Annotated in this window: 10 protein-coding genes; 5 read left to right on the top strand and 5 right to left on the bottom strand. The window is 40.1% G+C overall.

Translation table 11 applies throughout. From position 1 onward, the window contains the following. Positions 1-8 precede the first annotated feature (8 nt). Genes ESB04_RS03480 through ESB04_RS03470 form a run of 3 tightly spaced genes read right to left on the bottom strand, consistent with a single transcriptional unit; the run spans position 9 to position 3,886 of the window. Complete coding sequence (locus tag ESB04_RS03480) at positions 9-1,229, bottom strand: glycosyltransferase (protein WP_129026321.1); 1,221 nt, start codon at positions 1,227-1,229, stop codon at positions 9-11. Further along, positions 1,226-2,722 (bottom strand): lipopolysaccharide biosynthesis protein, encoded by a 1,497-nt coding sequence (locus tag ESB04_RS03475; protein ID WP_129026319.1) that lies wholly within the window; start codon positions 2,720-2,722, stop codon positions 1,226-1,228. Before ESB04_RS03475 ends, ESB04_RS03480 begins: the two co-directional genes overlap by 4 nt. A 60-nt stretch (positions 2,723-2,782) precedes the next feature. Continuing rightward, positions 2,783-3,886: a glycosyltransferase gene (locus ESB04_RS03470; protein ID WP_129026317.1), complete on the bottom strand. Its 1,104-nt coding sequence runs from the start codon at positions 3,884-3,886 to the stop codon at positions 2,783-2,785. Between the two features lie 108 nt (positions 3,887-3,994). Between ESB04_RS03470 and ESB04_RS03465 the strand changes: the two genes are divergently transcribed. Next, positions 3,995-4,930, top strand: coding sequence for an NAD-dependent epimerase/dehydratase family protein (locus ESB04_RS03465; RefSeq protein ID WP_129026315.1), 936 nt, complete (start codon positions 3,995-3,997; stop codon positions 4,928-4,930). A gap of 204 nt (positions 4,931-5,134) precedes the next feature. Here ESB04_RS03465 and ESB04_RS03460 read toward each other — a convergent pair whose 3' ends face one another. Further along, on the bottom strand, positions 5,135-5,836 hold the full coding sequence (locus ESB04_RS03460) for a class I SAM-dependent methyltransferase (RefSeq protein WP_129026313.1): 702 nt from the start codon (positions 5,834-5,836) through the stop codon (positions 5,135-5,137). Positions 5,837-5,838: 2 nt separating this feature from the next. Then, a complete protein-coding gene (locus ESB04_RS03455) occupies positions 5,839-6,951 on the bottom strand; it encodes a hypothetical protein (protein ID WP_129026311.1) in 1,113 nt (370 codons plus the stop codon). Between the two features lie 93 nt (positions 6,952-7,044). On the opposite strand from ESB04_RS03455, the gene ESB04_RS03450 reads away from it, so the two are divergent. From ESB04_RS03450 to ESB04_RS03435, 4 genes are read left to right on the top strand one after another with little or no spacing between them, the layout of a single operon-like run. Then, a complete protein-coding gene (locus ESB04_RS03450; RefSeq protein WP_129026309.1) occupies positions 7,045-8,283 on the top strand; it encodes a M16 family metallopeptidase in 1,239 nt (412 codons plus the stop codon). Positions 8,284-8,288: 5 nt separating this feature from the next. Next, positions 8,289-8,768, top strand: coding sequence for a 2-C-methyl-D-erythritol 2,4-cyclodiphosphate synthase (gene ispF / locus ESB04_RS03445; RefSeq protein WP_129026307.1), 480 nt, complete (start codon positions 8,289-8,291; stop codon positions 8,766-8,768). Positions 8,769-8,771: 3 nt separating this feature from the next. Next, on the top strand, positions 8,772-11,021 hold the full coding sequence (locus ESB04_RS03440; RefSeq protein WP_129026305.1) for a RelA/SpoT family protein: 2,250 nt from the start codon (positions 8,772-8,774) through the stop codon (positions 11,019-11,021). Between the two features lie 49 nt (positions 11,022-11,070). Then, the gene (locus ESB04_RS03435; protein ID WP_129026303.1) at positions 11,071-11,556 is read left to right on the top strand and encodes a Fur family transcriptional regulator; all 486 of its coding nucleotides are present in this window, start codon (positions 11,071-11,073) and stop codon (positions 11,554-11,556) included.

Genomic DNA, 11,556 nt, shown 5'->3' with positions numbered 1-11,556 from the left:
ATGATAATTTATTTGGCCTGATGTTTGATTGCAAAGCGAAAGGCTTCCATATAATTATTCAAAACCGAATGAATGTTAATTTCTTGTTCAATGATTTTTTTAGAGGCTTGCCCCATCTTCTTAATTTGGTCAGGCTGTTGAAACAAACGAGAGATGACTTCCACCAAGCTCGATAAGGAACCCGATTCAAAATAATGGCCATTAATTCCTTCTTTTACCAATTTTTTCTCCGTTCCATCCGCTACAGAACAAATAACAGGCTTGCCGAAACACATGGCTTCATTGATGGATAGTCCACCCATCCCCGCTAAGACATAAATTCCAGAAGCCAAGGTAATCTTTCCTAATTCTTTCATGTCATATATTCCTCCCCAAAAGTGAATGTAATCATGGGCCCCTAGACTCTCAACCAGTGTTTTTAATGAGGCTAATTCTGGGCCATCACCCACCACATGTAATTCTGTCAATGGAAATTGTGATTTTAACTGAACCGTGGCCTGAATCAATAAGTCAACCTGTTTCCACTTGACCAATCTGCCTACATGTAAAAGTCGGAAGGGATTTGACTCTGGAATTTCTTCTTTTTTAATCTCAGCATATTGCTGGGCAATGTAATCCGTATCTGGAGAATTCGCCGTGACAAAAACTCGCTCTGGCGGAACTCCATAGCTAGCATGAATATCTTTGGCTTCATCCAGGTAGTTGATGTGGGCATCCACCAGATTGACAAATCGTTTTCTACTTTCTCTAACCAACCAATATTTAATGTAGGCCAAAGGGGAAGAACTCTTTTGGTGATTCTGATTATTTTCTGTGATACCTCCTCCTCGCAGGTAATAGTTCATGGCCTGTTGGTAGGTTGGTACTTGAAAAGGAATTTCCTTGGAAATTAAGGCAACATTTTGTTCACGCAAAAAGCGGTACCAAGAAGGATAAAATACATAGGCTAATTGGTAGGGCCAATTCACCATCAGGATATCGGGTTTTTCTTGGAGAATCAGCTCCTTGAGTCCTTTAAAGAATTTTTTACCATAATAGGTCGTGTATTCTTCGGTATATATCACCTTAAATTCGATACCACTTTTACTTTCAAAAACCCCAGCCCCCAAAGTAGCTCCATTCCCAGCGGGTACCACTACTACCACCTCTACGCCAAATTCATGCTGCATTTTGTTCAGCACCAAATTGTAATAATGAGGTAGGCCTCCGGCCAGGGACATTAATTTCATTTATTCAAATAATTTTTAATCAGTTGATTTAGGTCTGGTGACAAATTGAATTTCCAGGCAGCTAGAAAAAATAAGATACTGACACTAATGGTTTTTAGGCTAATCGTTAAAAACCAACTGAGCCATTTTTCACCACCCACTACAGGCAGTTGATGACAAATCAAAAAAATCACTAGACTTAAAATTAAAATACCTGCAGTTCTTTTTTCAAAGGGTTGAAGGCCCATTTTGGCCCAAATAAATATAAATTTAATGGCGTTATAGATAAGCAAGGCCAATAAGCTAGCAAATGCCGCCCCATTGAAGGAATACAATGGTATAAAAATCAGATTCCCTACCACCACAATACTTGCCAAAATGATATAAAAAAGTAGGTCGTAACGGTAAAACTTGGAGTTAATCAGAATCTCGGAATTCAAGCCGGTACCCATGTCAATGATTTTACTGATTCCTACCATTAAAACCACCCATTTTCCTGTTTCATAGACCTCGCTTCGCGGAATGATTTGATAGATTTGGTCCAAATTAATCCAAACTAACAGGAATAAGAAACAGCCCACGAGCAATAAGTTGAGGGAGGATTTCTTGTAAATTTCCTCAATCTGACTCGTGTCATTTCTCTTCCAAGCTTGGGCTAATAAAGGGGTGGAAATAGCCGCTATCACATTTCTTGGAATGGCAATCATCAGCGCCATTCGTGAATTAATATCAAAAATGGCCGTAGTGCTCAGGCCACCTGCATAGGCTGGAAGCATGATTTTTTCTACATGCTGAATGAGCGTAAAACTGGCTCCCGCTAGAATCACCCATGCTCCATAACCCAACATTTCTTTGAAGATGGGTTTTTTCAAAAAGGAGAAATCCATTCGGGTATAAAAGCGCTTTAACTGTTTGATATATAGTAAAAGTGCCACCACAGCTAATAGGTAAGAAATGGTAATTCCTTGTACCAATTGATGAAAATTTAGGTATCCCCAACCATAGGCGACAATCAGTAGCGCATTAGAAATCCGCAAATAAAGTTCCCGAATGATGGCTGGAACCACGATGCGCAGGTGAACCCTGGCATAAGCTTCCAATACACTCATGTATAGAAAGCTGGCCGTTAAGGGGATAATGTAATAGAAATAAGTGGGAAGGAGCGGAGAGTTTTCTGCATAAAACTGGTTAAAGACTCCTTTCAAGGCTACATATCCAATGGTGAATAAGCTCAGTCCCACTAGAGGGGATAAGAGCAAGAAGGTGAAAAACCCTCCGTGCTTGTTTTCTGGATTATCAAAATGGGGAAAAAATCGAACAGCAATGTGCGGTATTCCAAAATGGGTAAAAGAAGAAAATATTAATGGAATGCTCACCAAGGCTCCCGCGATTAAACCAACTTCTGCTTGGCTGAGAAATTTATTGTACAAGAAAATCACATTGAACGTCCCGATGGCCGTACCCAAATAGGTAACAATAGAGCCTTTTAAACTTTGTCGGATGACGATCCCCATGCGTTTTCTTTAGAATAATCAACAAATTTACACATTTGCCTGTATTGTAGGCACTTCAACTTAGCTCAATAACTGTTTAATCTTTTGACTTAAGCGTCCCACTTCATAATGTTCTGCCATATGTTTTCTGGCTGCCATCCCCATTTGTTGACATAAGGCGGGATTAGCTGCCAAACGGATAAGAGCTTGACCCATAGAAGCCACATCATGTTCATTCACTAAAATTCCGGTTTCTTCTTCGATTACTGCTTCGGGAATGCCGGCATGGCGAGTAGAAACAATGGCCAAGCCTGTGGCTGATGCCTCTAATATCGCTACAGGCGTTCCCTCTGAATCACCTGAGGGCGTGACAATGGAATGTTGTATGAAGGCATCAGCCTCCTGCAATAGAGGTAAATACTCCGTAGGAGATTTAGCTCCTAAAAAATGTATATGTTTTTCTAAGCCCTTGGCTTGAACATAGTCTTTGGCCTCTTGCCAAAGTGGACCATCCCCCACCATGTTAAATTGGGCATTTGGAAATTCTTTTAGTAGGATTTCAAAGGATTGAATACTCAACAATGAGCCCTTTTTAGCCGCAAACCTAGCCACAGATATGAGCTGAAATGGTCCACCTTTTTTCTTTTCTTTGGCCGGATAAAATTGCTGTAAATCTACGCCACAAGGAATGATGTGTAGGTTTGGTAAAGGCCCACAGATTTTCTCTAAAGTAGATTTCATGGCTGAGGCAACGGCAATGATGGCCTTGGCCTTGGGTAAAACTTCCGCATAGCGCTTTCCGTAATTCTCTAATGTTTTGGTTTCATTGGCATCAAAACCTAGAAATACGATGCCAAAGGGTATATTTTCCGCCTGACATGCCTCAGCAATATGTGTTCCCAAAGGGCCATAATTGGCTAAAAGGGCATTTATTTGATATTCTCTGAGGTATTTGCGAAGAAAATGCGTGTAAATCTTTTGATAAAAGCTAGGTAAAAGTCGGCGAAGACTCCCGCGAACTAGCAATTGATTGAACGGAAAGGGATAAATGGAGCCACCTTGGTATAATCTACTGGGCTGCCAGCCCTCGTAGAGTACCGCGAAAGGTTGCATTTGCTTGATTTGCTCATCGATGAAAGTTTCGGAATAAGAAAAGTAATTCGAACGAGCAATAACTAGCTTCATTTAATGGGGTTCAAAGTGAATGAATGAACGAAAATACAAAATTATTTTCAAGGCTTCCCGACTAGGTTAATCAAATCTTAGCTCTATTTTTGCAGGTCATTAAAACGTATGGAAAAAATTTTACTCATTGGGGGAGCAGGTTTTTTAGGATTGAATTGGATTCAATATCTGGAAAAGCAATCGGTACGTTCAGCGGTAGAATTAACAGTTTTATCCCGGCATTTTCCAGAGGAAAAAGAAAATTTTCCACAGGTAAATTGGGTATTAGGGGATTATGGGGACCTCGATTTATTGAATCAGTTATTTCAAAAAGGCCAATTTACGCAAGTATTTCACTTTGCTAGTACCATCGTCCCTGCCACTTCTACTCAAAATGTATCAGAGGATTTAGCGGCAAATTTGAATCCGACCATTCAGCTCTTGGATGTAATGAAACAGCACAATTGTCGATTTTTAGTGTATTTTTCTTCGGGTGGGGCTGTCTACGGACATTCGGGTAAGGAGTCTCTGAGTGAAAGTCATGCCTGCAAGCCTATCTCTTCCTATGGGATTATCAAATTGGCGGTTGAACATTACATTGAATTGTATTCCAAAATCCATCAAATTGATTATTTAATTCTGCGTCTGTCCAATCCCTTTGGTTGTTTTCATCATTCAGAGCAGCAAGGTGTGATCAATATTGCTTTGAGGAAAGCTTTACGTGGTGAAACATTCACGGTTTGGGGAGATGGTAGCCAAACTAAAGATTATATTTTTGCGGAAGATATTGCTAAGGCTATATTTCAGTTGTGGCGTTCAGGTCATAAAAATGATACCATCAACATCGGTTATGGTTCAGCCATTTCCTTGTTGAGTATCTTAGAAAAGATTAAAGAATTAGTTCCAAGTTTTCAATTGGAGTTTAAGGAAGCTAAACCAACGGATGTTCCACATGTTTGTTTGAATGTTCGCAAATTGGAGTCCATCATTCCCTTTGAACGTACTTCATTTGAGGAGGCCTTGAAGAGAACATGGGAATGGGAAGGTGTAAATTATAAATTGTGAATTATAGATTATAAATAATGGATGGCTGGTGTCTTTTTCTGAAATAATTAGACAGTTGCGAATAGAAATAATCTATAATTTATAATTTGCCTTGATATAGATAGACAGTTGCAAAAAGAAATAATTTATAATTTATAATCTTCCTCGTCCTGATACAGGTTGATAATTGCGAATTGTGATAATCTATAATTTATAATTCACAATTTACAATTTTCTAGCTACCAAGATAAACGTACATGCATCCTGACGACGAGATTGGTTACCTGCAATTTTGTCAAAGAAAATAATGAGTGGTTGTAATAGCATAGACCATAGAGGACGTATGAATTTTGGGAATTTAAATAGTAAACCATCTTGAAATAATTGAAGTCCCATGGAGGACCTGGACAGGATTCCTTCAAAATAAATGATTTCAAAGCCCGCTTCCTTGACAATTTTCTGTAGACCGGTAGAAGTCCAGCGCCAGAAATCCGTGGGGTCTGGATGAAACATCCAATAGCCATGTGTGGATAATATAAGTTTACCCCCTTTTTGTAAAATGCGATTTGCCTCTTCTAAATAGGATTTTGGATCTTCCACATGCTCTAACACTTGGGTAGAAAGCACAAAGCCGACACTCTCCTCGGGCATATCAATTTTCCCCTTGGGGTCTACCACCACATCTGCTTTGGTATTGAGTGCTAAATCCAATCCGATGTATTGTTCCACAAATGGTTTAAATAAGGGCTCATAGGGTTTATTGCCACAACCATAGTCGGCAAGTAATTGGTGAGGAGCGTTTTTGACAAACAACTCGATAACCTTTTCTAATTGTTTTCTAAGTTGAATGAGGTAATAATATCGGGCCGACATCCTTCCCCAAATTTTGGGATATAATCGCTCTATTCCTGCTTCTCTACTTTCCATAATTATAAAATTTGGGACATGCGTTTATACTCATCTTGTGAGTTTTTGTATTCGATGAATTCTTTTGCCAAATGTAAATATTTTTTGGCTTTGGCCTTTTGGCCTGACTTATAAGCAATGCGGCATAAGCCTAAATAGGCCAATCCTCGGATATCCTTAGTAAACCTTTCTTCAAAAGGGTATTGCAATGCCTTCAAATAATGGAATTCTGCCTGCGCCAGCTTTTTTCTGCCAATTTCATCGGCTATCCCTCGAAATACACACGCGGCGCCCTGGTAGTAAGGAATTTTCAATTTGTCCAATTTCTCATTGTAAATTTCACCCTCTTCAAAATTGTTAGTCAATGCCAACAGTTCAGCTCTTTGCAATATAAATAAATGATTGTTCGGGAAATCTTCTAGGAGCGCCTGATTTAAAGGTAGTGCCCTAGCTGGTGTCCCTTCATATTTGTTGAATACATAGCCTAGGTAAAAGCGTCCCTCATTTTTAACAAAGGTAGTCTTGCGGGTACTTTGCTCTAAATAACTTAAACCAATCCGCTTATTCCCATCTTCAAAAAACACCATAAAAGGCTTAATCACCGGGTGTAATTCTGGATATACGATGCGGTAATAATTGTAGATGCCAGCTGAATATAGGAACTCAGGCTGCCTTTCGGTGTTTTTTAGAGCAATCTTCAAAAAGGAATAAGATTTGCGCGTGTACGAAACCGCTTTCATGAAATTTTGATTATCAGCCTCATAAGCAGCTAAAAAACCCGTGGAGGAAATGCAGAAAAAGACGGCCTCTAAATCATTGTCGTTTTTTTCATAGGCTAATTCAGCCAGCTCAAAACTTCTTTCCAAGTAAGCTAAATAAGCTTTGCTTTGATTTGGATGATCTTTTAGTGGAAAATATTGCTTCTCCCACTGCATGGCCAACAATAAATAACTGCTAGGGTGCTTGGGGTATTTAGCTTTCAAAGCATTGAAATCTTCCGTAGCCTCTTTGAATTCATGGTTGTACATGTGGTTCAATCCATTGGATATCCATTCTTTCGCTTGATTGTCGGACAAAATTTGTCCAGAAATACTAGCAGAAATGAGTAAAAAAAGGAAAAGGAAAATTCGATGCATGCAGACTATATTGAACTGCAAAAATACGTAAGTGTGGTAGTTTTTAGGCCTAATTATTTACTTTTGTTTCTATTTTAGAAATAAATATTCCGAATGATTTCATTTCAAGAATTTACTTTAGAGAATGGCTTGCGTGTCATTGTACATGAGGACCCAAGCACCACACTGGCTGTGATGGATGTGATTTATGATGTGGGTTCACGAGATGAAGATCCGAATAGAACAGGATTTGCTCATTTGTTTGAGCATTTGATGTTTGGAGGTTCAGAAAATATCCCCAATTATGATGGGCCATTACAACGAGTGGGAGGGGAAAACAATGCCTTTACTACTCCAGATTTGACCAACTATTACATTAGCTTACCTTATCAAAATCTAGAAACTGCTTTTTGGTTGGAGTCTGATCGGATGAAACAATTAGCCTTTAATCCCAACTCTTTGGAAGTTCAAAGGAAGGTGGTCATCGAAGAATTCAAGCAACGTTATTTAAACCAGCCTTATGGCGATTTGTGGTTGAAATTCCGTCCCATAATTTACCAAAAACATCCATATCGATGGGCCACCATTGGAGCCGATATCAATCACATTGAGGAGGCTAGCTTGGAAGATGTTAAAGCTTTTTTTTACAAATACTATGTTCCTGCTAATGCAATATTGGTCGTGGCCGGAAGAGTGAAGTTTGATGAAGTGAAAGCCTTGGCAGCGAAGTGGTTTGGGTCTATTCCTGGTGGGGAAAAACCGCAACGTCACTTGGAACTTGAAGACAAACAAGTAGAAGACCGACATATGGAAATTCGGGCGAAGGTTCCATCTGATCGGATTTACAAAGCCTATCACATGGTGGGGAGATATCAAGAAGGATTTCATGCCATTGATATGCTGGCCGACTTGCTAGGTCGTGGGGAATCTTCCTTTTTATATCAGCATTTGGTGCAGGAAAATCGATTATTTGATTCTGTACAAGCCTATCAAATGGGTTCATTGGATCCAGGTATTTTGGTGGTACAAGGCCAAGTGAGCGAGGGGGTGGACATTGAATATGCCAATCAAGCTCTTGATGAAACGCTTCACTCATTTGTCCGTTCGGGAATTTCTGAACATGGTTTACAAAAAGTAAAAAATCAAGCGGAATCTAGTTTGGTATTTATGGAGGTGGAGGTGTTGAATCGGGCTATGAATTTGGCAATGGCAGCCAATTCAGGAGATCCCAATGCCGTTAATACGGAGGCAGATAAAATCCAGGCAGTAAGTTTAGATGAAGTACAAACTTGGGCTCAGCGTTTGTTTATTGATGGGAAATCCAATACCTTATGGTATAAGAAAGAATTATAGAAATTATGAAAATACGTGTTGGTCAAGGATATGATGTGCATCGCTGGGTGGAAGGTAGGCCTTGCATTTTAGGGGGTATCAGCATTGATTCACCCAAAGGGCCATTCGGTCATTCGGATGCCGATTTGGTTTGTCATGTGATATGTGATGCCCTTTTGGGAGCGGCTAACCTACGGAATATTGGTTTTCATTTTTCTGATAAAGATCCCCAATGGAAAGGTGTATCCTCCCTTGCCTTGTTGAAGCGAGTATTAGAAATGGTTCGTGAAAAAGGATGGGAAGTAGGTAATGTGGATGTGACCATCATCTTGGATCAACCGAAGTTAAATCCTCATATTCCCTCCATGCAGGCAAATTTGGCGCAGGTGATGTCAGTCGATTTGGATCAAATAACATTAAAAGCAACCACATCAGAGGGGATGGGTTTTGTAGGGAGGGGAGAAGGAGTCTCGGCCATGGCAGTGGCACTAATTACTGCTGAATAAGCTATGCCTATCAATTTAGAAAAAGAGCGTTTAGAAATTTTAAAGAGGTATCGGAAGTTATTGCGTACGGCCAAACCCTTTTTAAAGGATGATGATGCCAAACAAATCAAAAAGGCATTTCTGATTTCCGCAGATGCACACAAGGAAATGCGTAGGAAATCAGGGGAGCCATATATTTATCATCCTCTGGCAGTGGCACAGATTTGCGTGGAAGAAATAGGTCTAGGGACCACTTCCATCATCTCTGCACTTTTGCATGATGTGGTGGAAGATACCGACACGACTTTAGCCGACATTGAAAAGGTTTTTGGGCCAAAAATTGCCTCCATCATTGATGGTTTGACCAAGATATCCGGAACCTTTGAATATGGAACTTCTCAACAGGCGGAAAATTTCCGTAAGATGTTGTTGACGCTCTCAGATGATATTCGAGTAATCTTAATCAAGTTGGCAGATCGCCTGCACAACATGCGAACGCTCTCCAGCATGGCTAAGGAGAAGCAGTTGAAGATAGCCTCAGAAACTATTTATTTATATGCTCCTTTGGCCCACCGTTTGGGATTAAATGCTATTAAGACAGAATTAGAGGATTTAGGTTTAAAGTATACTGAGCCAGAAGCATTCAAGGATATTGCGAATAAGTTGACCGAAAACAAGCGTAATCGGGAAAGCTTTGTGGATCATTTTATTCGTCCAATCAAGAAGTCTTTGGATGAAATGAATTTTCATTATACGATCAAAGGCCGTCCTAAATCCATTTATTCGATTTACAATAAGATCAAGAGTAGTAATACGCCCTTCGATAAAATTTATGATTTATTCGCAGTGCGGGTGGTCATCGATGTGCCATTGGAAAGGGAAAAAGCCGATTGCTGGGAGGTGTATTCCATTGTTACCGATCATTACCGACCTAATCCTAGTCGATTAAAAGACTGGGTTTCCACTCCCAAGTCCAATGGATATGAGTCTTTACACACCACGGTGATGAGTTTGCCTTACGGCAATGATAAGGAGGGGCGCTGGGTGGAAGTGCAGATCAGGACCAAACGTATGGATGAAATTGCAGAGAAAGGGGTGGCTGCACATTTTAAGTATAAAGGAACAGATACACGTACCAGTCAAGCTTTTGAGTCTTGGTTAAGTCAGGTAAGAGAGGCTTTGGAAACCAATGATCGAAGTCAATCTGCGATTGAGTTGGTGGATGATATTAAAAACTCTTTGTACCATGAAGAGGTCTTTGTCTTTACCCCCAAAGGAAAATTAGTGGTCTTGCAGGCGGGATCTACCGCCTTGGATTTTGCATTTGAAATTCACTCGGAAGTAGGTGCTAAATGTATCGGTGCCAAGGTCGGAGGGAAATTGGTTCCTTTATCGCATAAATTAAGTAACGGGGATCAGATAGAAATTTTAACATCTTCTAAGCAAAAGCCTTCTGAGGATTGGTTGCGTATCGTTACTACGACCAAGGCGAAGGCCAGAATTAAGGATTTTATCAAGGAGGAGAATAAGTCTCACGTCATCAAAGGGCGTGACATGGTGGAGCATCGTTTGAAGATTTTGGGTTATCCAAGCTTGACTTTGGAGATTACTAACCAACTGAGAGCTTATTATAACGCTAAAGACGCCAATGACCTATTTTACCGATTTGGTAAAGGCTATATTGCGATTGAGCAGTTGAAACATTGGAAGGCCGACAAAGAAATGCATGAGCGCAAGCAGGCAGAGAAGGCAATTCAGGCTCCGATTGTGGATAGTAAAAGCTTTACCAAGGAAATGAAACGGGTGCAGCATGATCGTAAGGATGCTGATATTTTGTTGATTGGTGAGGATATGGATAAGGTAGATTATACCTTGGCCAAGTGTTGTAATCCCATTTCGGGAGATGAAGTGTTTGGTTTTGTGACCATCAATGAGGGGATTAAAATCCATAGAACGAACTGTCCCAATTCTCCCGAACTTTTGTCGAGACACGGAGATCGCGTCATCAAGGCTCAATGGGCCAGCCAGATAGCCATGTCCTTTGTGGTAGATTTGGTTATTCGAGGGATAGATCGGGTGGGTTTGGTCAATGATGTGACTAGAGTGATTTCGGATGAATTAAAAGTGAATATAACTGCGCTAAATATTGGGGTAAAAGATGGACTTTTTGAAGGAAGAATTTCACTCATGATACAAGATACGGATCATTTGGTAGAGCTAGTAGGGGAATTGGAACGGGTGTCAGGAGTAATTGAGGTAGCCCGGGAAGAATAATAGCTTTTTTCAGTTTTTATAGCTTATTTTACGTCGTTTTTTTCAATAAATGTCCACAGAAATAGAGAAGTTCGATTCGGTCAAGAAGATTTTTACAGCTTACTTGGAAAACAAGGGTCTGCGCAAGACTCCCGAGCGATTTGCCATCTTGGAAGAGATCTATTTACGTGATGACCATTTTGATGTGGAGGAGCTTTATATCTCCATGAAAAATAAAAAATACCAAGTTTCCCGAGCCACCGTTTATAACACTTTGGATGTGTTGGTGGAGTGTGATTTGGTGGTGAAACACCAATTTGGACGTAATCAGGCACAGTTTGAGAAGTCTTATGGCCGTAGACAGCATGATCATTTAATCTGTACAGATTGCCATAAAGTGACTGAGTTTTGTGATCCACGCGTTCAAACCATTCAAAGTTTGGTAGGAGAAATGTTACATTTCAATGTCATGCACCATTCCTTGATTTTCTACGGATCATGTACCAAAAAGAATTGTGAACACCGGGTTAGTTTCCAAGCTAGGTCACAAGAATAA

This window comes from Aquirufa rosea (assembly GCF_004118285.1).
Lineage (GTDB): Bacteria > Bacteroidota > Bacteroidia > Cytophagales > Spirosomataceae > Aquirufa > Aquirufa rosea.
This window is presented reverse-complemented; position numbering and strand designations above follow the sequence as displayed.

What these genes read in the sequence shown, in the direction of transcription:
- ESB04_RS03450 (WP_129026309.1), top strand. Translation starts at nt 7,045, where the DNA reads ATGATTTCATTTCAAGAATTTACTTTAGAGAATGGCTTGCGTGTCATT.
- ESB04_RS03460 (WP_129026313.1), bottom strand. Translation starts at nt 5,836, where the DNA reads ATGGAAAGTAGAGAAGCAGGAATAGAGCGATTATATCCCAAAATTTGG.
- ispF (WP_129026307.1), top strand. Translation starts at nt 8,289, where the DNA reads ATGAAAATACGTGTTGGTCAAGGATATGATGTGCATCGCTGGGTGGAA.
- ESB04_RS03480 (WP_129026321.1), bottom strand. Translation starts at nt 1,229, where the DNA reads ATGAAATTAATGTCCCTGGCCGGAGGCCTACCTCATTATTACAATTTG.
- ESB04_RS03465 (WP_129026315.1), top strand. Translation starts at nt 3,995, where the DNA reads ATGGAAAAAATTTTACTCATTGGGGGAGCAGGTTTTTTAGGATTGAAT.
- ESB04_RS03440 (WP_129026305.1), top strand. Translation starts at nt 8,772, where the DNA reads ATGCCTATCAATTTAGAAAAAGAGCGTTTAGAAATTTTAAAGAGGTAT.
- ESB04_RS03470 (WP_129026317.1), bottom strand. Translation starts at nt 3,886, where the DNA reads ATGAAGCTAGTTATTGCTCGTTCGAATTACTTTTCTTATTCCGAAACT.
- ESB04_RS03435 (WP_129026303.1), top strand. Translation starts at nt 11,071, where the DNA reads ATGTCCACAGAAATAGAGAAGTTCGATTCGGTCAAGAAGATTTTTACA.
- ESB04_RS03455 (WP_129026311.1), bottom strand. Translation starts at nt 6,951, where the DNA reads ATGCATCGAATTTTCCTTTTCCTTTTTTTACTCATTTCTGCTAGTATT.
- ESB04_RS03475 (WP_129026319.1), bottom strand. Translation starts at nt 2,722, where the DNA reads ATGGGGATCGTCATCCGACAAAGTTTAAAAGGCTCTATTGTTACCTAT.